The 22,725-nt window shown below is 55.1% G+C and carries 21 protein-coding genes; 6 read left to right on the top strand and 15 right to left on the bottom strand.

Annotation, left to right across the window (positions count from 1 at the left end; all coding sequences use genetic code 11):
- Positions 1-50 precede the first annotated feature (50 nt).
- The 3 genes from Z948_RS0115090 (at position 51) to Z948_RS0115080 (ending at position 3,687) form a co-directional block, all read left to right on the top strand.
- A complete protein-coding gene (locus tag Z948_RS0115090) occupies positions 51-1,589 on the top strand; it encodes a trimethylamine methyltransferase family protein (RefSeq protein ID WP_025060395.1) in 1,539 nt (512 codons plus the stop codon).
- 230 nt (positions 1,590-1,819) lie between these two features.
- Positions 1,820-2,740, top strand: a complete 921-nt coding sequence (locus Z948_RS0115085) for an MBL fold metallo-hydrolase (RefSeq protein WP_025060394.1) — start codon at positions 1,820-1,822, stop codon at positions 2,738-2,740.
- A 2-nt stretch (positions 2,741-2,742) separates the two neighbouring features.
- Complete coding sequence (locus tag Z948_RS0115080) at positions 2,743-3,687, top strand: MBL fold metallo-hydrolase (protein WP_025060393.1); 945 nt, start codon at positions 2,743-2,745, stop codon at positions 3,685-3,687.
- Positions 3,688-3,719: 32 nt separating this feature from the next.
- On the opposite strand, the gene Z948_RS0115075 is transcribed toward Z948_RS0115080, so the two are convergent.
- From Z948_RS0115075 to Z948_RS0115010, 14 genes are all read right to left on the bottom strand, one after another.
- The gene (locus Z948_RS0115075; RefSeq protein WP_025060392.1) at positions 3,720-4,787 is read right to left on the bottom strand and encodes a YeeE/YedE family protein; all 1,068 of its coding nucleotides are present in this window, start codon (positions 4,785-4,787) and stop codon (positions 3,720-3,722) included.
- Between the two features lie 51 nt (positions 4,788-4,838).
- Positions 4,839-6,059: a 5-aminolevulinate synthase gene (gene hemA / locus Z948_RS0115070; RefSeq protein ID WP_025060391.1), complete on the bottom strand. Its 1,221-nt coding sequence runs from the start codon at positions 6,057-6,059 to the stop codon at positions 4,839-4,841.
- Positions 6,059-6,496 carry a DUF302 domain-containing protein gene (locus Z948_RS0115065; RefSeq protein WP_025060390.1) on the bottom strand — a complete coding sequence of 146 codons (438 nt, stop codon included), beginning with the start codon at positions 6,494-6,496 and terminating at the stop codon, positions 6,059-6,061. Before Z948_RS0115065 ends, hemA begins: the two co-directional genes overlap by 1 nt.
- Positions 6,497-6,580: 84 nt before the next feature.
- Positions 6,581-7,849, bottom strand: a complete 1,269-nt coding sequence (locus tag Z948_RS0115060; protein ID WP_025060389.1) for an NAD(P)/FAD-dependent oxidoreductase — start codon at positions 7,847-7,849, stop codon at positions 6,581-6,583.
- 33 nt (positions 7,850-7,882) lie between these two features.
- A complete protein-coding gene (locus tag Z948_RS0115055; protein WP_025060388.1) occupies positions 7,883-8,587 on the bottom strand; it encodes a c-type cytochrome in 705 nt (234 codons plus the stop codon).
- Between the two features lie 4 nt (positions 8,588-8,591).
- Positions 8,592-9,698: a c-type cytochrome gene (locus Z948_RS0115050; RefSeq protein ID WP_025060387.1), complete on the bottom strand. Its 1,107-nt coding sequence runs from the start codon at positions 9,696-9,698 to the stop codon at positions 8,592-8,594.
- Positions 9,682-10,965, bottom strand: coding sequence for a sulfite dehydrogenase (gene soxC, locus Z948_RS0115045; RefSeq protein WP_025060386.1), 1,284 nt, complete (start codon positions 10,963-10,965; stop codon positions 9,682-9,684). The genes Z948_RS0115050 and soxC overlap by 17 nt, the downstream gene beginning before the upstream one ends.
- A 28-nt stretch (positions 10,966-10,993) precedes the next feature.
- Positions 10,994-12,697, bottom strand: a complete 1,704-nt coding sequence (soxB, locus tag Z948_RS0115040) for a thiosulfohydrolase SoxB (protein ID WP_025060385.1) — start codon at positions 12,695-12,697, stop codon at positions 10,994-10,996.
- A 95-nt stretch (positions 12,698-12,792) separates the two neighbouring features.
- Positions 12,793-13,638, bottom strand: a complete 846-nt coding sequence (gene soxA, locus Z948_RS0115035; RefSeq protein WP_025060384.1) for a sulfur oxidation c-type cytochrome SoxA — start codon at positions 13,636-13,638, stop codon at positions 12,793-12,795.
- A 59-nt stretch (positions 13,639-13,697) separates the two neighbouring features.
- A complete protein-coding gene (gene soxZ, locus Z948_RS0115030) occupies positions 13,698-14,027 on the bottom strand; it encodes a thiosulfate oxidation carrier complex protein SoxZ (RefSeq protein ID WP_025060383.1) in 330 nt (109 codons plus the stop codon).
- 20 nt (positions 14,028-14,047) lie between these two features.
- Positions 14,048-14,467, bottom strand: a complete 420-nt coding sequence (soxY, locus tag Z948_RS0115025; protein WP_025060382.1) for a thiosulfate oxidation carrier protein SoxY — start codon at positions 14,465-14,467, stop codon at positions 14,048-14,050.
- A 33-nt stretch (positions 14,468-14,500) separates the two neighbouring features.
- Complete coding sequence (gene soxX / locus Z948_RS0115020) at positions 14,501-14,974, bottom strand: sulfur oxidation c-type cytochrome SoxX (RefSeq protein ID WP_025060381.1); 474 nt, start codon at positions 14,972-14,974, stop codon at positions 14,501-14,503.
- A gap of 119 nt (positions 14,975-15,093) precedes the next feature.
- Positions 15,094-15,657 (bottom strand): thioredoxin family protein, encoded by a 564-nt coding sequence (locus Z948_RS0115015; protein ID WP_025060380.1) that lies wholly within the window; start codon positions 15,655-15,657, stop codon positions 15,094-15,096.
- Between the two features lie 17 nt (positions 15,658-15,674).
- Positions 15,675-16,415 (bottom strand): cytochrome c biogenesis CcdA family protein, encoded by a 741-nt coding sequence (locus Z948_RS0115010; protein WP_025060379.1) that lies wholly within the window; start codon positions 16,413-16,415, stop codon positions 15,675-15,677.
- 70 nt (positions 16,416-16,485) lie between these two features.
- Between Z948_RS0115010 and Z948_RS0115005 the strand changes: the two genes are divergently transcribed.
- The 3 genes from Z948_RS0115005 to Z948_RS0114995 all read left to right on the top strand — a co-directional run bounded on the left by Z948_RS0115005 (position 16,486) and on the right by Z948_RS0114995 (position 18,405).
- Positions 16,486-16,857: a hypothetical protein gene (locus tag Z948_RS0115005; RefSeq protein ID WP_025060378.1), complete on the top strand. Its 372-nt coding sequence runs from the start codon at positions 16,486-16,488 to the stop codon at positions 16,855-16,857.
- Between the two features lie 105 nt (positions 16,858-16,962).
- Positions 16,963-17,298, top strand: a complete 336-nt coding sequence (locus Z948_RS0115000) for an ArsR/SmtB family transcription factor (protein WP_025060377.1) — start codon at positions 16,963-16,965, stop codon at positions 17,296-17,298.
- 51 nt (positions 17,299-17,349) lie between these two features.
- Positions 17,350-18,405, top strand: coding sequence for a YeeE/YedE family protein (locus Z948_RS0114995; RefSeq protein WP_025060376.1), 1,056 nt, complete (start codon positions 17,350-17,352; stop codon positions 18,403-18,405).
- A gap of 179 nt (positions 18,406-18,584) precedes the next feature.
- Here the strand turns inward: Z948_RS0114995 and Z948_RS0114990 are convergent, their stop codons facing one another.
- Positions 18,585-22,235, bottom strand: coding sequence for a vitamin B12-dependent ribonucleotide reductase (locus Z948_RS0114990; protein ID WP_025060375.1), 3,651 nt, complete (start codon positions 22,233-22,235; stop codon positions 18,585-18,587).
- Positions 22,236-22,725: the final 490 nt, after the last annotated feature.

Below are 22,725 nucleotides of genomic sequence, written 5' to 3'. Positions count from 1 at the left end.
GGATGAGAGCCGCCCCCCTTTTCCTTCACCGTTCTTCAAAAGGCCCAGCTATGAATGCTCCAACCTCTTCCCGATCAGGCGGTCGCGCAGCGCGCCGTGCCGCGCGCTCAACTGCGCTCCCCGATAACCTGCGCCCCGTGCGCCCCGGCATGGAAGGCGGCCGCTATCGGCCCCTTTCAGAAGCTGACGTTCTGAAAATCCACCACGCCGCGCTGGATGCGTTGGAAACCATCGGATTGGCCGACGCCCCTGAATCGGGCATTGCGCATCTCACGGGTGCTGGTGCGATCCTAGGCGATGACGGGCGCATCCGCTTTCCCCGCGCTTTGGTGGAAGATACCATCGCCAAGGCAAACCGCTCTGTCACAATGATGAGCCGCGACGGCCTGCACGACCTAGAGCTATCAGGCAACCGTGTACATTATGGCACGGCTGGCGCGGCTGTCCATCTGGTCGATATCGACGGCAAAAATTACCGCGATTGCGGCGTACAAGACCTTCACGACGCGGCAAAAATCGTGAACACGCTGAACAATGTTCATTTCTGCCAGCGCCCTATGGTGTGTCGTGATATTCCCGACAATATGGAGATGGATTACAACTCTCTTTTTGCCTGCGTTACGGGCACAACAAAGCATATCGGCACCTCCTTCACGGAACCGGGGTTTGTCGCTCCGGCCATAGAAATGTTGCACATGATCGCTGGTGGCGAAGACAAATGGCGCGAACGTCCGTTTGTCTCCAACTCTAACTGTTTTGTAGTCCCGCCTATGAAATTCGCCACCGAAAGCTGTGAAGTGATGGAGGAATGCATCAAACATGGCATGCCTGTCCTTTTGCTATCGGCGGGTATGGCGGGGGCCACTGCCCCCTCTACCATCGCAGGGGCAATTGTTCAGGCGGTGGCCGAGTGTTTGGCTGGTCTGGTATATGTGAACGCCGTAAAACCCGGTCACCCTGCAATTTTCGGCACATGGCCCTTTGGGTTGGACCTGCGCACAGGCGCAATGACGGGCGGTTCTGGCGAACAGGCGCTTCTAACGGCCGGTTGCGCGCAGATGCACAGCTTTTACGCCCTTCCGGGTGGCGCGGCGGCGGGTATTGCAGATAGCAAACTCCCCGACATGCAGGCAGGTTGGGAGCAGATGTGCTCAAACGTGATGGCGGGGCTGTCGGGCTGCAACATGGTCTATGAGGCCGCGGGCATGCATGCCTCACTGCTGGGGTTCTGCCACGAAAGCCTGATTTTAGGGGATGACATCATCGGACAGGCGCTGCGCTGTGTGCGCGGGATCGAGGTGAACGACGACACGTTGGCCTTGGACCAGATTGCCGATGTCTGCCTGAATGGGCCGGGTCATTACCTTGGCACGGCCGCAACGCTGAGCCGCATGCAAAGCGACCACTGCTATCCAACCTATGGCAACCGCATGTCGCCTAAAGAGTGGGTTGAAATGGAAAAGCCCGATCTGCTCGACACGGCAACTGCCCGCAAAGAGGCTATTCTAGGCGCCCCTTCTGCCGCAGCCCTTGATCCAATGATGGACCGCGCAATCCGCGATAAATTCAACATCCACCTCAAAGGGTAATCCCTTTTTCGCCGCCTCGCCCAGCACCATAGTTTTGGTGTTGGGCAAAGCCAAAGCTGCCGCGATGTTGTTGTCTTTTGCAAAGCGACAAGCACAAGTTAAAATCCCTTTGCCAAGGGGGGGGAACAGCCCCGCCATTTGCGTTCTTTTCCCTCATTTTCAACGCGCCGCCTTGCCTTGCCGATATTGTTCAATCATATTCCTATATGAGAATTTAAGGGAGGTTAGCGATGTCTGTTTCTAGACGGGATTTTCTGGCAGGAGGTGCCGGATTGACCGCCACAACTGCTCTTGGGCTTGCGGGGGGCGTGGCGCATGCAGAAATCGCCCTTGGCGCCATCAAGTTGGACGTGGTGAGCGATGGATCGCTGAGTTTGCCCGCTGACTTTATCTTTGGCCCAATGCCAAAGGATGAACTGGCCCCTATTATAAAGGAATACGGGCTGGCTCCGGATATTTTGACACCGCCTTGTAATGTCACGCTGATGCGTCATGGAGAACGGACCATCCTGTTTGATGTCGGCTCTGGCCCTGATTTTGCGCCGAATTCGGGCACGCTGTTGTCATCGCTTGAGGCGCTAGGCGTCGCACCCGAAGATGTCACAGACATTGTGTTTACCCACGCCCACCCCGATCACCTCTGGGGGCTGTTGGATGATTTTGACGATCCGCTGTTCACCGAGGCCTCTTATATGATGGGCCAAGCCGAGTGGGACTATTGGATGGATCCGAACACGGTGCACACAATCCAATCCGAACGCACTGCTTTTGCCGTTGGGGCACAGCGCCGTTTGGAAATGATCCAAGATCAGATGAGCTTTTTCAAAGACGGGCAGGAAATCCTACCTGGTGTCGCGGCGCGGGCCAGCACCGGCCACACACCTGGTCACATGTGTTTTGAAATCCGCGACGGGTCTGAATCCGTGATGGTTCTGGGCGATTGCATCGGCAACCACCACGTTGCGTTTGAGCAGCCTGCTTGGATATCAGGCTCGGATCAGGACGGTGACACCGCGGCCAAAACACGTGTGGCCCTACTGGATCAACTCGCGTCAGAAAAGACGCGCATCATCGGCTATCACCTCGAGGGTGACGGCACCGGATATGTGGACAAGACCGCAACCGGCTATAAATTTGTGGCGGAGAGCTGAACATGAAATATCTTACCCCCCTTTTTGCTTTGGCTGCCCTACCCGCGCTGGCAAGCGAAGACATCGCAGACCAATATCCAGCCTCGCCGCTGTATTCCAAACCTGTCGAAGTCATCCCGCATGTGTTCTCCGCCATTGGCGCAACCGCTCCGCCGACCTATGAAAACGGCGGCCATAACAACAACCTGAGCTTTATCATCACAGGCGACGGCGTTGTGGTGGTGAATGGCGGTGCTTCGTACAAGCTGGCCGAGGCATTGCATGGTGAGATCAAAGCCGTGACTGATCAGCCCGTCAAACTGGTGATTAACGAAAACGGCCAAGGCCACGCGATGCTGGGCAACTCATACTGGGCTGATCAAGGGGTCGAGATTGTTGCCCATGTTGATGCCGCTACCGATTTTGAGGATTCCGGCCCGCAAACCATGCGGTCTCATCAGGCCGTTTTGAAAGAAGGTGCCGAAAACACCCGCCTTGTGGCCCCCACCACCACCTTTGAAGAGGCCCATATCGTCGAAATGGGCGACATGACGATCGAAGCCCGCTATCTGGGTCATGCCCACAGCCCCGGTGATATTGTGGTTTGGCTGCCCGAGCAGTCTATGGTCATCGCAGGTGACATGGCCTTCCACGAACGCATGCTGCCGATCTTTGAACACACCTATACCGCTGACTGGATCGAAACATGGGACACCGCGTTTGAGCCATTGGGCGCGACATATGTCATCCCCGGCCATGGCCACCCAACCAATATGGCGCAGGTGCGCCGCTATACGCGCGACTATCTGATTTATCTGCGGGAAAAAATCGGCGCGCATCTGGAGGATGGCGGCGATCTGGCTGATGCCTATTACGTAGATCAAAGCCCCTATACCAACCTAGACACTTTCGAAGAGCTGGCGACCAAAAACGCGGGCCGTGTCTATGAGCAGATGGAATTCGAATAAGCAACTCGTCCGGCGCGTTTAAGGCGCGCCGGTTACGCCCCAGCTGTCCGTGGCGCAGTGGCGCGTGTCATCGCGATATGGGTCACCATCGCCCCCAACCACATAAAGAACAACGCGGTCCATGCCGTCAGCGCAAAGATTGATCCGCCTGACATGCCCGCGCCAACCGCGCAGCCGCCCGCCAGCATGCTGCCAAACCCCATCAGAGCCGCACCGATCAGATAACGCTCCATCGGGGTGTCGGGGCCGAAACGCTCGATCTTGGCCTCGCGGCTGAACAGGGCCATGCCGCCCGCGCCGATAAACACACCTGGAACCAGTCCAACGCCAAAGCCTAGCGGTAGCTCAGCCGTATTCACCAACCCCATCAGCGTATCCGTTGACGGGCCTGTAAAGGTCACCGATGAAATCGGCACGACTTCGAAGGAGGTCTGGGCAATGGCAAAGGTCAACAGCCAGCCAAGCCCCACAGCCACGCCAACACCCGCCGCGGCCAAAGCATGGGTTGTTATCACCCCGCGGCGGATCGCCATGACCAAAGCCGCAACCGTTGCGACCGCTGCCAACACCGCTGCGACTGTGCTGGACATGCCAAGGACGGAAAGGATGTTGCGCCCTGCTCCGCCTTCTAGCAGCCAAAGGCCTGCAAGGTCTTCGCGCAGGGGCGACAGCGCTCCGCGCAAGGAGGCCTGCGCGACCAGCGTCAAAACCAGACCTGTGACCAAGGCCCGCAAGTTTCCCGTTGCGCTCAGCACCAGCAAACGGCTAGCGCACCCACGGGCTAGGATCATACCGCACCCAAACATCGCGCCCCCAATCATCGCGCCAGACATGCTGCCTGTCGCCGCCAAGGGCCGTGCCTCGGATACATCGAGAACGCCGAAAACAATCGCGCCCTGCACCATCAGCACAGCTGCTGAAAAGGCGATCAACCAGATATAGATACGTTGGCCGATTTTCCCCTCAGAAAGCTCAACCGTGGCTGCCCGCAGGCAAAACCGTGAATGTTGGGCCATCGCGCCAAACAAGATACCCGTAACAGCACCTGCCGCTGCCAAAACAGCGCCATCGCCCCAACGATCCAAGAGCATTTCTAACATATGTTTTTCCTGCCGCTACGCCCCCAATGGGGCGCATAGCGGTCTTTGGGGTTACTGGGCCGCCAGAGGCATCCGCGCCAATTGGCATTGGCCCCACAAGTCCTCTAGCGCGCCGATCAATTGATCAATGTCTTCAGCGCTATGCACAGGTGACGGCGTAATCCGCAGCCGCTCTGTGCCTTTTGGAACGGTGGGGTAGTTGATCGGCTGGATGTAGATCCCGTGTTCTTGCAACAGCATGTCCGAGATGAATTTACACTTGTGCGGATCACCAACCATCACTGGAATGATGTGGCTGGGGTTTTCAACGTGGGGAATGCCAATCGCATCCAGACGCGCACGCACCTGAGCAACCTTATCCTGCTGGGCGGTGCGTTCCTCGACACTGTCCTTGAGGTGGCGGATCGAGGCCGCAGCGCCAGCAGCAACAGCTGGCGGAAGTGCCGTGGTAAAGATGAACCCGCTGGCAAAGCTGCGCACGAAATCGCACAGCTCACGCGAGGCAGCGATATAGCCGCCCACCACGCCGTAAGCTTTGCCCAAAGTACCTTCAATCACCGTCAGGCGATCCATCAGGCCTTCGCGTTCGGCGATGCCACCGCCACGGGGACCGTATAGGCCGACGGCGTGAACTTCATCCAGATAGGTCATCGCGTTGTATTTATCGGCCAGATCGCAGATTTCTTTGATCGGAGCGATATCGCCATCCATGGAATAGACGCTTTCAAAAGCGATCAACTTGGGGCGTTCAAGCGGCTGCGCGGCCAGCTTGGCCTCCAGATCCGCAAGGTCATTGTGCTTCCAGATCATCCGCTCGGCCTTGGAGTGGCGGATACCCTCGATCATCGAGGCGTGGTTCAACGCATCCGACAGCACGAGGCAATCAGGAATGCGGCCTGCCAATGTTCCCAGCGCGGCCCAGTTGGACACATAGCCAGAGGTAAACAGCAGCGCGTCTTCTTTGGCGTGCAGATCGGCCAGCTCGGCCTCTAGCAGGACGTGGTCGTGGGTTGTGCCAGAGATGTTACGCGTTCCCCCTGCCCCAGCGCCGCAGCGATCCAACGCTTCGTGCATGGCGGCCAGAACTTTGGGGTGTTGGCCCATGCCAAGGTAGTCATTTGAACACCAGATGGTGACGTCTGACGTTTCGCCAGTGCGCGACGTCGCATGAGGGAAATCGCCGCAGTGCCGCTCAAGATCGGCGAAAACGCGGTAGTTGCCCTGATCGCGCAGATCATCCAGCGCAGATTTGAAAAAGCCTTGGTAGTTCATTATTCCCCCACCGCCTCACGGACGATTTCATCAAGCAATGCTTGGACTTCTTGCATCGGGCCCTCTGGATAGGTCCGGTAGCCGATCATCACCTCGCCCTCGCGATCGGCGACAAAGATGCCGTAAGGACAATGCGCGATGTTCATCGGATCAGCCTCCATCATCTTGCGCGACAGAACCGCAGAACAGAAAACAAAGATGTCGGCTGCTTCAAATAGCTTTACGTCGCTGCCCACGTCGCCTGCTGTACGCTCTAGCATTTCGCCCGTGTGGCTGACGTAATCGATGACCAACCCTTTGCCGACAATCGCGGTTTCCACGCCAAATGTCGCATCATCAAAGCTGCCATCAAAAGGATATACCACCGAAGTATCTTGCGCCTGCGCTGCCCCGACGGACAAAGCAAAAATCAAACCGGTCAAAAAGTTAAAACGCATGGTGGAATCCTCCCTATTTTCAAGGCTTGATACCCTGAAGATGTGACGCCGAGCCTTGACCTAGATCAAAGCTCGGCAATCTTTTTAGGTGCCGAACATGTCGGAGGTGATACCAGTGTACCAGCCCTCGGACTCTTCGTAGGTTGCTTTGCGCAGCTCGGCCGTTTCGCCGGTGGCAGAGATAAACCCGTCAACCTTGGCGATCTTTTCATCGGTCGCCTCATAGGTTGCGCCAACTTTCACACCATCGTTTGTGTCGATCAAAGACCAGCACGTGTTCGAGAACTTGGCAGGGAATACTTTCGACCCCGTCAACGCGCCCCGAACAGCATTTGCACAAACTTTAGCTTGGCTATTCGCCGAGAAGCCGGATTTTGGCATGTCACCCTGTGAGGAAGAATCGCCCAGAACATAAACGTCAGCATCTGCCTTGGTGGACATATCCGCCGCGTTTACAGGGGCCCAGTTGCCTTCGGTCACGCCTGCCAGCTCGGCAATGCGGCCGGCTTTCATCGCTGGGATCACGTTACACACGTCTACTTTGGTGACTTCATCGTCGATTGTGACTGTCATCGCCGCAGGATCGACAGAAACATTACCGCCACCGAAATCTTCGCCGATCCAGTCGACCATACCCTCATAGTGGTTTGCCCAACCTTCTTGGAACAACGCCATCTTCGAGAACTTTGGCTTTGGATCAGCTACGATGATCTTGGCCGTCGGGTTATGCTTTTTGAGGAAGTGCGCCACCATGGAAACCCGCTCGTATGGGCCAGGAGGGCAGCGATATGGGTTTGGCGGAGCGACCATTGCGAATGTGCCGCCTTCTGGCATCGCCATCAGCTGCGCCTTGAGCAATTCAGTCTGTGAGCCGCCTTTATAGGCGTGTGGCATGGCGTTTTGCGCCGATACATCCCAGCCCGCAACAGCGCCTTCAACAAAATCAATACCCGGAGACAGGATCAACTTGTCATATGGAACCGAACCGCCGCCTGCGAGGGCAACAGTTTTGGCATCGCGATCAACGCCAATGGCCCAATCATGTACAACATTCACGCCGCCCGCTGCGATGGCACCGTAAGAATGGCCCAGATCGTCCATCTCTTTGAAACCACCCAGATAGAGGTTTGAGAAGAAGCAGGTGTAATACTGACGGCTAGGCTCGATCAATGTTACGTCGATTTCGCCCTTGCTGTCTTTGGCGATATAACGGGCAGCCGTTGCACCGCCAGCGCCGCCGCCAACAACCACAACGCGTGGTTTGCCATGCCCTGCCGCAAAAACAGAAGGTGCAGACAATGTCGCCGCTGCTGCCGCGCCCGTGCCCAAGAAAATTCGTCTATTCAGTTTCATAGTGTTCTCCTCCCAGAGTGTCGCCTCTTAACGTTATTCGAGGTCTTTAAAATACGCGGCAAGGGCCGCGATCTCGTCGTCAGACAACCGACCTGCCAGCATTTGCATAACAGGGTGGGGTCTGAGTTTGCGTTTGTAACCGTGCATGGCCACAACAAAGTCTTCGGTGGGCCATCCGCTGATCCCCGGAATACCGTCATCCGCACCGCTTGACTGGTGGCAGGTCTGGCATTCACTGGCGAGGTATTCGCCGTATTCGGGGTCGCCCTCCAGCGCTAGGATCGCAGGATCCAGATCATGATCCGTGCCAACAGCGGTTGGTTCAGCTTCGGGAATATCTGCTGGGTTATCCGAATAAATCCGAAGATAGGCCAGCAAATCGCGGCGCTCTTCGGCATCATCCATCCCGCGAAAGCTCATCCGTGTTCTGGAAACCAATGCCTTTGGATTTTCCAGATAAGCATCCAGCGTTTCATCGGTCCAGATGAGCCCTTCATCGCCCATATGCACCATGCTTTTGGAGTATTTCGCCCCGTCCACAGAACCAGCAACGCGCCCGTAGACCCCATTCAGATGCGGGCCGATGCGGTTTTTGGCACCCTCGCCCACCTGATGGCAAGACTTGCACTTTTTAAAAATTTTCGCGCCTTTTTCGTGATCACCGATCTCGCTCGCGGATGATACTCCTGCCACCGAAAGGGCGGCAAGAGTTACACATGTATGAACAAAACCCTTCACGGTCTTATTCGCCAACTGACTTGAGGTATTCGACAACGGCCAACTGGTCGCTCTCTTTCTTCAAACCTGCAAAGGACATCTTTGTGCCTTTCATGTAAGCCTTTGGTTTGGCGAGGAAAGCGATCAACTCTTCGTCCGTCCAAACAAGACCTTCTTCACCAGCTTTTTTCATCACTTTGGAATACTTAAAGCCTTCGACAGCCGCGGCAGGTGCGCCGATGATTGTCGACAGGATCGGGCCAACCTTGTTTTTGGCGCCCTCACCCACTTGGTGGCAGGATTTACATTTGCGGAAAACCTTTTCGCCTTTGGCGGCCAAGTCTGCGTCAAATGCTGCGGCGACGACAACAGGTTCTTCTGCTGCGGGTTCCGCTTCTGCTGTTGCTTCTGGCTCAGCGGCTGGTGTTGCCTCTGGTTCAGCTTCTGCAGCGGCTGGAACAACAGCGGCTTCTTCAGTTGCTGCGGCTGCGTCACCCTCTTCTTCGGGGGTCACATCCAGAACCATTGCACGCATAGTGACTTTTACAGGCTCGCTTTTGCAGTTTTCCATGCAAGGCTCGCCCGACCACTGTGCGTATTCGGTTTCTGCGCGATCATCTAGGATAAAGCCTTCAGCGTTGGGCATTTCCACGTCAAAGAACGTTTCCTTGGACAGAACGAAATCGTCGTCGATCATGTCGTTGGAATACAGGATATAGGCCACAATCGCGTAGGTTTCATCATCCGTCAGCGTACCTGCGTCACCGTAAGGCATAGACCGTTTGATGTAATCAAATGCGGTCGACAGGTAGGGCCAGTAAGAACCAACTGTCTTCAGCGGGTCTTCGTGATCCAGCGTATCTGCACCACCAGCCAGCTTTGGCCAGTTGTCGATGCCTTCGGCGAAATCACCGTGGCAGGCTGCGCATTTGTCAGCAAAGATTTCTTCGCCGTCGATTGCATCACCCGACCCAGCAGGAAGGCCCGTGCCGTCAGGGCTGACGTCACCATCCCACGCGGCAATCTCTTCTGGCAAAGCGGTACGGCCAAGGCCCAGCTTTTCCGCCATTACAGGCGTCGAGACCAAGGATAGCGCGGTCAAAATTGCGGTAGATTTAAGAAACTTCGACATTTTCAGCCTCCCCATTTTCACGGACCAGCCATGTCTGGATACAGTTATTGTGATAGATCGAGTTCAGACCGCGCACGTCGCGCAGCTGAGCTTTGGTGGGTTGAACATAGCCTGTCTCATCCATGGCGCGCGATTGCAGCAACATTTCAGAGCCGTCCCATTCGGTATCCAGATAGAAGCGCGTCAACGCCATCTTTTCACCCGGTTTGGCAAGGCGGGCAGTTTCCCACGTCATGCCGCCATCTTTCGAGACGTCAACACGGGTGATGGAACCACGGCCAGACCACGCAAGACCACTGATGACCAGCGGGCCTTTGCCATGGGCGATCGGGGACTGTGGGCTTGGGCTGGTGACGACAGATTTGGCGTCCATTTCCCATGTCCATTTGCGGCTTGTGCCATCGTCCAATGTGTCTGTGTATTTCGAGGTTTCCTCGCGGCTTTCGACAGCGGCGTTTGTAACCTCGATACGGCGGATCCATTTGACCCACATGTTACCTTCCCAACCGGGAACAACCAAACGAACGGGATAGCCATGCTCTTTGCGCAGCGCTTCGCCGTTGGCTTTGAAGGCCACCAGAACGTCGTCCAGCGCTTTTTCCATCGGGATCGAACGACCGTTCGAAGACGCATCCGCCCCTTCGACAAAGACCCATTTGTCTTTGAGATCGCCAGCCGCGTCCAGACCTGCCTCTTCGAGCAAGGTGCGCAGAGAAACGCCCGTGTATTCCATGTTATGGATCATACCGTGGGTGAACTGCGCACCGTTCAGCTGGGCGCCTGCCCATTCCATACCTGTATTTGCCGCGCATTCGCAGAAATACACGTGGTTTTCGCGTGGGAAACGTTCAAGATCGGCATAGGTAAACACCAGAGGATTGTCGACCAAGCCGTTGATCATCAAACGATAATCTTCTTTCTTGAGGTCAATCGCGCCCGAGTGATGGCGTTCAAACGCACAGCCCTGCGGCGTGATCGTGCCCTCCAACGCGTGGATCGGCGTAAAGTTGATCGAGCTAACGGTATCGGCCGTCAACCATTCAACATTGCGGCGCACAACATCGTTTTCATAGCTGATCGGCAAACCATATGGCGTTTCATCAACACCATCGCCAAAGGCCTGCGCCCATGGCTGTAGCTCGGTGATCAGCGGATCTGCTGTTTGTGCCTTGGCGGCAGTTGCGGTGATCGCCCCTGCCCCTGCAGCCGCCGCACCGCGCAAAAATGCGCGCCGCGAGGTGCCTTTTTGTGTTTCATGATCTGACATGCAGAACACTCCTTCTTATTGGGTCCGCTTACGCGCCAACCACTTTCACACTGTTATTTGGATCAAGGGAGATCGTCCCCTGTTTGGCGATATGCGCCTCGACGACATCCCAGATCGCTGGACCTTCGGTGCCTTCATTCACGGATGCCCAACCTGCGACCTGATAGGTTTTGGAGGGGTCAATTGCTTCGCCGGTTTTGAGCAAGGTCATCTCGGTGATCCGCTCGCCCTGCGGCTTGGTCACGTCGATGCGATAGCCAAGGCCACCAACACGCACCATGTCACCACCCTGCTGATAGTAAGGGTCAGGGTTGAAAAGGTTATCGGCCACATCCTCCAAAACGACATGGATGAATTCACCTGTCATTTCAGTGCGGTAGGCCTCACCATAGGTCATCGAGGTGACGTTCCAGATGTCTTCGCGGGTGATCTCCTGACCAGGCAAAACGGATGGCCCCCAGCGCACGCCCGGGCTCATCGCGATGTCTGCTTCGCGTTCGGAAATCAGCGCGTCGCAGATCAGGTCATCCCATGTGCCGTTAAAGTTACCACGGCGATACAGCATCTGGTCATCTGCCGTGTGGCCGATCACTTCGTTCAGCTGGGCCTCATATGGCGCGCGCTGCTCGTCGATGAGTTTGGTGATTTCAGCGTCTGGCGTGATCACATCCGAGAAGATCGGGATCAGCTTGTGACGGAAGCCCATCATGCGGCCATCACGCACGTCCAGATCAACGCGGCTCACGAATTTACCGTTCGAACCAGAGGCCACAACGATGGTATCGCCAACCAAAACAGGCTCGGGCAGCGCATCATGTGTGTGGCCTGACAGGATCACGTCGATGCCAGTGACCTTACCCGCCATCTGTTTATCAACGTCAAAACCATTGTGGCTAAGGCAAACAACCAGCTCCGCACCTGCGGCGCGGACTTCGTCAACCATCTGCTGCATGTTCTCGTCACGAATACCAAAGGAGTATTCAGGGAACATCCAACCAGGGTTTGCGATTGGCATGTATGGGAATGCCTGACCGATCACAGCAACTTTTACGCCGCCGCGTTCGTAGAATTTATAGGGTGGGAACAGCTCGGCTGGTTCGTCCCACTCGGCGTCGAAAATGTTCTGGCCAAGCGCGTCAAACGGCAGGCCTTCGACGATTTCATTCACGCGCTCGGAACCCAAGGTAAATTCCCAGTGGAACGTCATCGCGTCGGGCTTGAGCGCGTTCATGACATTAACCATGTCCTGCCCCTGCGTGTGATAGCAGGTGTAGCTGCCGTGCCATGTATCACCACCATCCAGCAGCAGCGCATCAGGGCGATCTGCGCGGATCGAGTTGATCACAGTGGAAACGCGGTCCAAGCCACCAACGCGGCCATAGCCTTTGGCGAGGGAGGAAAAATCATCATAGGTTAGCGCGTATGCAGAATGGCTGCCGTCTTCGATGCCATACATCTTGCGGAAATCAGAACCGGTAACATGTGGAACGGCGCCTTTGTTGCCGCCTACCCCGATGTTGATCGACGGTTCGCGGAAATAGATCGGTTTTAGCTGAGCGTGGATATCTGTGACGTGGATCAACGAGACATTCCCGAATGTATCAAACTCAAGCAGTTTATCCTGCGTGAGAGACTGCTGCGCAGCCAGCCGCCCCCAGTTGCCAAAACCCGAGCTGCCATAAAGCGCGGCAGCGGCCATGCTTGTTTGCAAAAAATCACGGCGAGAGATCATTCAGACGCTCCTGTCACGCATACATATGCGTATAATTGAATGGATTGATTGAGAAAAACCCCGCACAAGTTACCTCATGCGGGGTTCAATTTTGCTTAGTTACGAACGGATGGGCCTTCGATGCTCAGGCCGTTGCCGCGTGACGCAACATACAATTCCAAAGCAACGAATTCTTCGCTGCCCGGGTTGTAGGTTTCGGCACGGGTATCGCGCACACAGCCTTTAAAGCGTGAGTGCGAGCCGTTCAGTTTTGTGTTTTTCAGGCGGTAAACCGGAAAACCGTTGATCTGGCCTTGGCTCAGGTGGTCAGCGCGGATCATATTGCCGTAGTTGTCTTCGTGGCAATTAGCGCAGGACAGTTCAAGCTGACCCGTACGGGTGTAATACAGCTCTTTGCCCTTTTCCCACATGGATTGTGCCGGACCGTCGATTGCAACGTTAACAGGCATGCCACGTGCAACGGCGGCCAGTGCGGCCTCCATGTTGATGGCGTCGCCCTTGTCGTATTTCCACGCTTCAGCACCCATGCGGTTTTCACGACAGTCGTTCATCTGCATTTGCAGTGTACGCACTTCACCAGCCGCTTCGTTCCACTTGGGATATGTGCCTTTGACACCTGCCATGCTCTCCATGTCATTGTGACATGAGGAACAGGACTTACCCTCGGTACCCTCTGCTGTGTTCCAAGCGTCCTGCGCCTGTTCCACAAAGATCATCCCGGGGTTGTCAAAGTCATCAGCCTGCATGGCACGGGTTTCTGTACCCCGAAACAGCCAACCAGACATAACTTCGTCCAAAGTATCCGAAAGATGGTCAGGCGCAGCTGTGCGCACAACCAGTTCCAGTTCTTCGTTGACGATCAGTGTATCATCAACCGGATCAGCAATTGCACCCGTCGTGGCAAGTAACGTCGCCAAAAAGGCGCCTGTCAATTTCCGCATTTTAACCCTCCCGAGGTTTTCTGTAGTCAGCCGACAAACCGTTCGACCAATTGTGATGTTCAGCCAATCGCGATTGTTTTTGTTTCTTCGTAGACTGAGCCATCATCGTCGTACCATGTGAATTTGAAATCGCCGGCCTCTGGCACAACTGCTTCAAATTCAAGATACGGGTTTGTCGAAATCGCAGGTTCCAGCGTGACGTCGATCACGTTTTCACCGTTAAATTCACAGGTAAAGCGGTTGATAATCGAACGTGGGATCACGTTGCCTTCTTTATCTTTGCGCTGACCGGATTCCATCTTGTGGCTGATCAGGGTCTTGATGGTGATCGTATCACCAGCAGCCGCTTTTTTAGGTACTTTGACGCGAGGTTTTACACCAGATGCCATTTGAATTCTCCTCGAAGAGTTTAGCCGCCGCAGCCGCCGATTGTTACTTTGACTGTGCTTGATGCCTGGACGAAAGAGCCATCTTCAAGCTTGGCGATCGCAACAACATCCTGTGTACCTGCAAGGCGGATACGTGTGGATGCAGCGCGCGATGCTGCCAATTTGCCGAATTTGAAGGTCGCAACATTTGGCGTTGGGTTACCCATCGCCAGAACCAGAATCTCTGCCGCGGCTTCCGAGGAAACCTCGATTGGCACAGTGTTACCGTTTTCAGCAATTTCCGGAGCTGTCAGGCTGATATCGCCTGAGCCAACTTCGGCACCGCCGGTGAATTCTGCAATCATCTCATCCGCTGTTGCAGCAGATACGCGGATTGGCAGGCCTGCAATCAAAAGGGCACCTGCCCCCATTGCAATGGCATTACGTCTTGTCATTTCCATTGTGTTTTCTCCTTAAACCCGAAAAAGGTTTGGTTACTCTTTGAGTGTCGCGAGGTAAGCCACGACATCTTCAATTTGTTGGGCGCTTAGCAAAGGACCAAAGCTGTCGTCTGGTGCCTTGCCTGTGTAGGCATTGCCCGGACGGGTGAAGCCATCAACCTTGTAAAAGGACGGCATCAAGCTGTCTTCGAACATCATCTTCGCATTGGCGACGATCCCACGCAGCTCGGCTTCGCTCCAGCGCTCTCCGGCGCCGTCTAGCATTGGGCCAATTTCGCCGTGGAATGGTACATCCGCCAGATCAGAGACCTCATGACAGGCAACGCAGTTACCCTGCCCTTTGTCACCAACGATCAATCGACCATTTGCCGGATCACCAGCGACACCAGACAAGGATTGCTCAACCGCACCCTCGTTATAGCTGACCGCTGTTGGTGCGACCTCTTGCGCAAATGCTGTAGATGCAACGAGACCCGCCGTAACGGCGGTAATCACAGAAATCCTCATAAGTCCTCCCAAAGACTGTGTTGGTATACCGTAGCGCACAGGTTTGTGATGACGCAACAACAAATTCAACTAATTGAATTATACAATGTGAAGTTATTTACACAAACCCACAATTTTCCTTACTGGCTTTGCTCTGCGATCTTTCTCGCGTTGTATTTTTGAAAACTTTCGTCCCCCAAATACCCCTCTTCAACCACCCAATTCAGAATATTGAAAGTTGTGTGGCGCCCAAATGCCCCCGGCATTGTCGCGACTGCGGCCTGAGGTGCAGACAAGGAATCGCCAACCTGAGATGGAAAAAACAGAATCGTCGGCGTGAAAAGCGCCCCCCATTTCTTAACCATATCCTTCTCGGGCAGCGCGGTACCGTCAAAGTCTGTTACCTCGACATCGCCAAACATATTCATCTGCACGACAAAGAAATTCTCGTCGATGTAAGTGGCGATTTTTTCGTTCGGGAAAACTTCTTCGTGCATTTTTTTACAATAAATGCAGCCGCGCTGTTCAATGATTACCATCAGGCGCTTGCCCTCTGCCGTGGCTTCCTCAAGATCCTCATTGAGGTCTTTGAACGTGTCCCGCATCCACGGCGCCTTGTGCAGCCCATCATCCCCCAGCTCGGCGGCGAATACCCCTGTTGCACCCATGATCAAGGCGACACATGCAGCAAAAATCCTATTCATCATCTTCTCCCGATTTATCAGCCAAGCGCGCCAAAGTCCGGCAACACGGACAGCATCCACTGGGCAATGTAATTCATTGAGTTTGTTGCAATCAAAAGCCCGAAAACAATGAGCATCACACCCATGATTTTCTCGATCAGGCCCAAATGGCGGCGGAATTTCTGCATCCAGCGCATGAAAGGGCCGATAAACAGAGCCGCCAGAATGAATGGCGCGGTCATGCCGACACCATAGACAAACAGCAGCCCCGCGCCGGTAGATGCCGTATCCGCCCCCGCAGCCGTAAACAGGATCGCCGCCAGAACCGGCCCCACGCAAGGGGTCCAACCAAAGGCAAAGGCCAGCCCGATCACATAGGCGCCAAGCAGGCTCACATTAGATGTCTCGCCCGCATCCGCGCGCAATTGGCGATACAGAATGCCAATCCGCAACACGCCAAGGAAATGCAGCCCCATCACAATGATGATGGCCGCAGCGATCCAGCGCAGAATATCAAAGTATTCGCGCACCGCCTGCCCGAACATTGTCGCGGCCGCCCCCAGCCCCATAAAGATCGTAATCACGCCAGCCGCAAAGAACACCGCAGCCATCACCGCACGCATTCGTGTTTTACTATCTATTGTGGCATCTGCCGAAATCTGGTTCATACCGATGCCAGCCAGATAGCTCAGATAAAACGGAACGATCGGTAAAATACATGGCGATAGAAATGAAAGAAGGCCAGCAAATGCCGCACCTGCAAAGGTAACATCCAACATCGCAACACCCCTCCCTTGTGTTATTCACACATTCATATTAGGTTATTTGTTTAACAAAGGTCAATTTAGCATGTCTCTTAGAAGCTTTATTTTCAGCAGCATTTTCGTCACCCTCAGCGCTGTTTCCGCATTTGCTGAGGCCCAGTTGGTTATGGTCGAAGAAGACGGCTGTATGTGGTGCGCGCGCTGGAACGAAGAAATCTCGCAGATATACCCCAAAACGCCTGAAGGCCGCGCCGCCCCCCTGCGCCGTCTGGATATTCACGACGCCCGCCCTGACGATTTAGAGTTCGAACGCTCTCTCCATTTCACCCCGACGTTTGTTTTGATGGTCGATGGAAAAGAGGCATCACGCCTCGAAGGATACCCTGGCGAAGATTTCTTTTGGGGGCTTTTGCAGCAGATGCTAGGGCGTGCCGAGGTAGACTACGCAACGAACTGAAATTTACTATTTCTTAAAGAATGATTGTGCCAAAGGGCATACCCCCTTATGAACAAGCCTATTCAGCCAGAATGCGACGAAAAAGAAATTGAGACCGAGGAAAAAATGGGCCTACCTGTTTTTGATAAAGACATGTGTTCGGACGATATGGACAAAATGGCGGCCAGTGCCGTTGAGGCGTCCAACTTCCTAAAAGCGATTAGCCACGAGGGTCGTCTGATGATCCTGTGCCATCTCGCCTCGGGTGAGAAATCGGTTACCGAGCTAGAGCAGCTTTTGTCGGCGCGTCAGGCCGCAGTATCACAACAGCTTTCCCGTCTGCGCCTTGAAGGGCTGGTCACACCACGTCGTGATGGGAAGACAATCTACTACAGCTTGACAGACGAACGGCCAAAACAGATCATGGAAGTTGTCTATGAACTGTTTTGTCGAAACGCCTGATCCACAGCGCCTATATTGTGAAACCGACCTGACTGTTCGGTTTCAATAACGATGCTTGATTTCATTTCAGAGCCAATGTTGGTCGCCCTCATCGGGGGATTTGGCGGCGTTCTATTGGGTCTTGCTGCCCGTGTTGGGCGGTTTTGCACCCTTGGCGCAATCGAAGACTTGTATTACGGCGAAAGCCCTTTGCGCCTGCGCATGTGGGGCATCGCGATTGGCATCGCTGTGATGGGAACATTCGGCCTGTCCGCTTTGGGCTGGCTGGACCTTGACCAAACGCTGTTTCTTGCGCGCAAATGGAACCCCGCTGAAAGCATCGCTGGCGGCTTGCTGTTTGGCTATGGCATGGCTCTGGCTGGCAACTGTGGTTACGGGGCCTTGGCGCGGATGGGCGGCGGCGACATTCGCTCGTTCCTCATTGTCCTGGTCATGGGGATCAGCGCCTACGTGACGTTGGGTGGCCCATTGTCTGGGCTCCGCCAGTATTTATTCGGTGTAAGCGAACCTGCCCCTTACTCGGCTGGGTTTGCGCAGGGCATCTCGCAGCTTACGGGCCTGTCCATCGAGGTTTGCGGCTTTGCCATTGGCGCAATCATCTGCGCATTGACCCTGCTTAGCCGCAGCTTGCGCGCCTCCCCCAGCCACATCTTTTGGGGCGCTGTTGCTGGTGTTGCGGTCATATCTGGCTGGGCAGGCACACAATGGGTGGCAAGCAATGGCTTTGACGGCATCCCCGTGGTCACCCATACGTTCTCCGCCCCTATCGGAGAGACGATCCTTTTTGCGATGACATCCTCTGGAAACACAATCAGCTTTGGCACTGGCTCTGTCTTGGGGGTTTTGCTTGGCTCGTTTGTGGGCACACTCATCCGTGGGCATTTCCGCTGGGAATCCTGCGATGATCCCCGCGAACTGCGCCGCCAGATTTTCGGGGGTGCCCTAATGGGGATTGGCGCGATTGTTGCGGTAGGGTGCAGCATTGGCCAAGGTCTGTCCGCGTTTTCCGTTCTGGCCTATAGCGCGCCGTTGACCCTGTTTTGCATCATGATCGGTGCGGCCATTGGCCTACGCCAGCTGATCTGGGGCTTTAGCCCAAAGATCTAAAAAGCGCCCCCAAGAAAAAAGGGAGAGCATAAAGCTCTCCCCTAGTCTCGCCGCTTGGGCTCAATATTGTACCGCTCGAATTTGTTTTTGCCTGCGGCCCAAGCGTCGTCAGGGGGCGAGCGCACCCGCCCCGTGTAAAGGTGGGAAGGAACAAAGTACCGCCCCCACCCTATCTCGTATCAGCTACAGCCAGAGGTGCCGCCGCAGGTGTTGCACTTCATGCAGGTGCCGTTGCGCACCAGCGTATAGTTGCCGCACTCGCCGCAGGCCTCGCCCTCATAGCCTTGCATCTTTGCCTTAGCGCGCGCGTCCATTGACACAGCACCTGAGGTCACTGTTGTTGTTTCTGTGGCGACGGCCGTTGCGACCCCGCCATCCTCCATTGGCATGACTGCCGTCACCGTTTCTGTCGCACTGGTCTGCCCGCCCTGAAGAACGGTCAGGTTTTGCGGCACACGGTTGCGCAGATACCCCGGAGATGTGATTTGCTTCAACACTTCCAAAGACTTGGCCGCCGCGCTTTCGCTTAGCTCGGCCACATTCGCAGCGCTTTCGTCTTCACCACGGCCCAGCGTGTCAAAGGTTGCACCTTCGGGCTGAACATGGGCCAGATCAGTGCGGTCCAGATAGCTTACCGCGAGTTCACGGAAGATATAATCAAGGATCGAGGTTGCCGATTTGATGCTATCGTTACCTTGCACCATGCCTGCTGGCTCGAATTTGGTGAAGGTGAAGGCATCGACGAACTCTTCCAGCGGCACACCGTATTGCAGACCAACCGACACGGCGATGGCAAAGTTGTTCATCATGGCGCGGAAACCAGCGCCCTCTTTGTGCATATCGATAAAGATCTCGCCCAAAGACCCATCAGAATATTCGCCCGTGCGCAGATATACTTTGTGCCCGCCCACATTTGCCTTTTGCGTATAGCCCTTGCGGCGCTGAGGCATTTTTTCGCGGTGCGATTTGACGATCTCTTTAACGATGACCTTCTCAACGATTTTCTCGGCCAGAACTGCAGCTTTCTCTTGCATGGAGCCGCTCTCCAGCGCCTCTGCCGCTTCGTCATCATCCTCGACCAGCGCGGCCGCCAAAGGCTGGCTCAGCTTTGAGCCGTCACGATATAGCGCATTCGCCTTGATCCCCAAGGACCACGATAGCTCATAAGCTTTTTGGCAGTCTTCGATGGTGGCATCATTGGGCATGTTGATCGTTTTTGAGATCGCCCCCGAGATGAAGGACTGCGCCGCCGCCATCATATAGATGTGGCTGTTCACCGAGAGGTAACGCTTGCCCTTTTTACCGCAGGGGTTGGCGCAATCAAAGATGCCATAGTGCTCTTCTTTGAGGTGCGGCGCGCCTTCCAGCGTCATCGTCCCGCAAACGTGGTCATTGGCGGCCTCAACGTCTTTCTTGGAAAAGCCCAATGATTTCAGCAGGTCAAACGCAGGGTCGTTCAATTTTTCCGTCGGGATGCCCAGCACCTGTGTGCAGAACTCTTCGCCCAGCGTCCATTGGTTGAACACAAAACGGATATCAAAGGCCGAGGCCAGCGCCGCATCGATTTTGGCCAGCTCATTGGGGCCAAACCCGTGGCCCATCAACGTGGTGTGGTTGATCCCGGGGGCATTGCCGATGGTGCCATGGCCCACCGCATAGCCGACGATCTCTTCGATCTGGGCCGATCCATAGCCCAGCTTTTCCAAAGCTGCCGGAACAGATTGGTTGATGATCTTAAAGTAGCCACCGCCGGCCAGCTTTTTGAACTTTACCAAGGCAAAATCAGGCTCGATCCCCGTTGTGTCACAATCCATCACCAGACCGATGGTGCCAGTTGGCGCAATCACAGAGGTTTGCGCGTTGCGATAGCCGTTCTTCTGCCCCAGCTTTAGCGCCTCATCCCATGCGGATTTGGCAACGTCGACCAGACCATCCTGTGGGCAGTTCGCGTGATCCAGCGGGATTGGCTTTACGCTTAGCTCTTCATAACCATCGGCATCGCCATAGGCTGCTTTGCGGTGGTTGCGGATAACGCGCAGCATGTGGGCGCTGTTTTTCTGATACCCTGGGAATGGGCCCAGCTCTCCGGCCATCTCGGCGGAGGTTGCATAGGAAACACCCGTCATGATCGCCGTCAAAGCCCCACACAACGCGCGGCCTTCATCGCTGTCATAGGAATATCCCATGTTCATCAGCAGACCGCCGATGTTGGCATAGCCAAGGCCCAGCGTGCGGAAGTCATAGGACCGCTGCGCGATCTCTTTGGACGGGAACTGCGCCATCATCACCGAGATTTCCAGCGTCACAGTCCACAGGCGCGAAGCGTGGATATAGTCTTCGACCTGAAATTCACCGTCCTTAAGGAAGGTCAGCAGGTTCATCGAGGCAAGGTTGCACGCCGTGTCGTCAAGGAACATATATTCCGAGCACGGGTTCGAGCCGCGGATTTCACCATCTGCGGGGCATGTGTGCCATTCGTTTACCGTGTCGTGGTATTGGATACCTGGATCGGCACAGGCCCATGCAGCATGGCCAACCTGATCCCAAAGATCGCGGGCGCGGACCGTTTTGGCGACTTTGCCAGAGGTTCTATCGATCAGCTCCCAGTCGGCATCCTTTTCAATGGCTGTCAAAAAGCCGTTGGTGACGCGGATCGAGTTGTTCGAGTTCTGGCCCGAAACCGAGTTATAGGCCTCGGAATCCCAATCCGTGTCATAGGTCGGGAATTCAATGCCTGTGTGACCCTGCTTTGCATAATCCAACACGCGCTTGACGTATGTCTCTGGGATCGCAACCTTTTTCGCGGCGCGAATGGCTGTTTTCAGCTGTTCGTTCTTGGCAGGATCATAGGCATCCGCCTCCAGACCATCCCAAGCGGCCAGCGCTTTGAAAATCTGGTTCAGCTTCTCTTCGTGCATCTTGGAGCCCGCAACGATCGAGGCGACCTTTTGCTCTTCGAGAACCTTCCAGTTGATGAAATCTTCGATGTCTGGGTGGTCTGCGTCGACGATCACCATTTTCGCAGCGCGGCGCGTTGTGCCACCGGATTTGATCGCACCAGCAGCGCGGTCACCGATCTTGAGGAAGCCCATCAGGCCAGAAGACTTACCGCCCCCTGACAGCTTCTCTCCTGCGCCACGCAGGCTGGAAAAGTTTGTGCCCGTGCCCGAACCGTATTTAAACAGGCGCGCCTCACGCACCCATAGGTCCATAATGCCACCATCGCCCACCAGATCATCCGCTACCGACTGGATGAAACAAGCATGCGGCTGGGGGTGCTCATAGCTGGAGGTCGAGCGTGTCAGCTCGCCCGATTTGTAATCTACGTAGTAGTGGCCCTGTGCAGGGCCATCGATGCCATAGGCCCAGTGCAGGCCCGTGTTAAACCACTGAGGAGAGTTCGGCGCGGCACGTTGCGAAGCCAACATGTGGCGCATTTCATCGAAATAGCTGCGCGCATCTTCCTCGGTGGAAAAATAGCCGCCCTTCCAGCCCCAATAGGCCCATGCGCCGGCCAACCGGTCGAACACCTGCTTGGAAGACGTCTCGCCGCCCATCTCAGCGCCCTCTGCGGGCTCAGAGCGCCACAAGAACTCTGGAACGCCTTTTTCTTTGATGCGCTTCAGCTTGCTGGGCACACCCGCTTTGCGGAAATATTTCTGCGCGATCACATCTGAGGCCACTTGGCTCCAAGATTTCGGAACTTCTACGTTATCAAGTTTGAAAACAACCGACCCATCGGGATTTCGAATTTCCGAGACTGTGCTCACGAAATCCAAATCTGCGTATGCGTCTTTACCTTGAGTCGTGAAATTCCGTTCAATTTTCATCGCGCTGCCCCATTTCCAGCGTTACCATTTCAAGACGCGGCTGAGCGCGCCCAAACTCATTGCTATGCTGCAAAGTCAGACAGAGCGTCGTCCCCTAGGAAAAACCAAGGACCGCACTGATCGAACCGTCACAAAAGGACCGTTTGCCGTTACTTTACTGCTCGACTGCCTTTTAGTGTTTTATCACTACATCTTGTGGCGTCGGTATTAGCCCGCACAACTTGGCGTAGACCGACCTATCAGGTCAACGAAATTTTTATAGCTTCGTGAACATAAATCGGGTTGACGGAACATCTCGCAAAGATGGCTTTTGTCGCCGCGCGTTTCAATTCTCGGCCGTCTTGGGAATGGGCGTTTCACCCCCTCCCCCGTCGTGCCCTTTAAAAGCACGCCTTTTCGTTTGTTTAGCCTAAAAGGTTAATCAATTTGATGAAGACGGTTGAGCGATTCCCTTCTCCCGATCTGTGATTTTTTTTCACCCGTAAAAAAA

Source organism: Sulfitobacter donghicola DSW-25 = KCTC 12864 = JCM 14565, from assembly GCF_000622405.1.
Taxonomy (GTDB): Bacteria; Pseudomonadota; Alphaproteobacteria; order Rhodobacterales; family Rhodobacteraceae; genus Sulfitobacter; species Sulfitobacter donghicola.
Note: the sequence above shows the minus strand (reverse complement) of the source record. Positions and strands in the feature narration are given on the sequence as shown.

What these genes read in the sequence shown, in the direction of transcription:
- Z948_RS0115010 (WP_025060379.1), bottom strand. Translation starts at nt 16,415, where the DNA reads ATGTTGGATGTTACCTTTGCAGGTGCGGCATTTGCTGGCCTTCTTTCA.
- Z948_RS0115080 (WP_025060393.1), top strand. Translation starts at nt 2,743, where the DNA reads ATGAAATATCTTACCCCCCTTTTTGCTTTGGCTGCCCTACCCGCGCTG.
- soxX (WP_025060381.1), bottom strand. Translation starts at nt 14,974, where the DNA reads ATGAGGATTTCTGTGATTACCGCCGTTACGGCGGGTCTCGTTGCATCT.
- hemA (WP_025060391.1), bottom strand. Translation starts at nt 6,059, where the DNA reads ATGAACTACCAAGGCTTTTTCAAATCTGCGCTGGATGATCTGCGCGAT.
- Z948_RS0115085 (WP_025060394.1), top strand. Translation starts at nt 1,820, where the DNA reads ATGTCTGTTTCTAGACGGGATTTTCTGGCAGGAGGTGCCGGATTGACC.
- Z948_RS0115065 (WP_025060390.1), bottom strand. Translation starts at nt 6,496, where the DNA reads ATGCGTTTTAACTTTTTGACCGGTTTGATTTTTGCTTTGTCCGTCGGG.
- Z948_RS0115075 (WP_025060392.1), bottom strand. Translation starts at nt 4,787, where the DNA reads ATGTTAGAAATGCTCTTGGATCGTTGGGGCGATGGCGCTGTTTTGGCA.
- Z948_RS0115060 (WP_025060389.1), bottom strand. Translation starts at nt 7,849, where the DNA reads ATGAAACTGAATAGACGAATTTTCTTGGGCACGGGCGCGGCAGCAGCG.
- soxB (WP_025060385.1), bottom strand. Translation starts at nt 12,697, where the DNA reads ATGATCTCTCGCCGTGATTTTTTGCAAACAAGCATGGCCGCTGCCGCG.
- Z948_RS0114995 (WP_025060376.1), top strand. Translation starts at nt 17,350, where the DNA reads ATGCTTGATTTCATTTCAGAGCCAATGTTGGTCGCCCTCATCGGGGGA.
- Z948_RS0114990 (WP_025060375.1), bottom strand. Translation starts at nt 22,235, where the DNA reads ATGAAAATTGAACGGAATTTCACGACTCAAGGTAAAGACGCATACGCA.
- soxZ (WP_025060383.1), bottom strand. Translation starts at nt 14,027, where the DNA reads ATGGCATCTGGTGTAAAACCTCGCGTCAAAGTACCTAAAAAAGCGGCT.
- soxY (WP_025060382.1), bottom strand. Translation starts at nt 14,467, where the DNA reads ATGGAAATGACAAGACGTAATGCCATTGCAATGGGGGCAGGTGCCCTT.
- Z948_RS0115090 (WP_025060395.1), top strand. Translation starts at nt 51, where the DNA reads ATGAATGCTCCAACCTCTTCCCGATCAGGCGGTCGCGCAGCGCGCCGT.
- Z948_RS0115050 (WP_025060387.1), bottom strand. Translation starts at nt 9,698, where the DNA reads ATGTCGAAGTTTCTTAAATCTACCGCAATTTTGACCGCGCTATCCTTG.
- soxA (WP_025060384.1), bottom strand. Translation starts at nt 13,638, where the DNA reads ATGCGGAAATTGACAGGCGCCTTTTTGGCGACGTTACTTGCCACGACG.
- soxC (WP_025060386.1), bottom strand. Translation starts at nt 10,965, where the DNA reads ATGTCAGATCATGAAACACAAAAAGGCACCTCGCGGCGCGCATTTTTG.
- Z948_RS0115005 (WP_025060378.1), top strand. Translation starts at nt 16,486, where the DNA reads ATGTCTCTTAGAAGCTTTATTTTCAGCAGCATTTTCGTCACCCTCAGC.
- Z948_RS0115015 (WP_025060380.1), bottom strand. Translation starts at nt 15,657, where the DNA reads ATGAATAGGATTTTTGCTGCATGTGTCGCCTTGATCATGGGTGCAACA.
- Z948_RS0115000 (WP_025060377.1), top strand. Translation starts at nt 16,963, where the DNA reads ATGGGCCTACCTGTTTTTGATAAAGACATGTGTTCGGACGATATGGAC.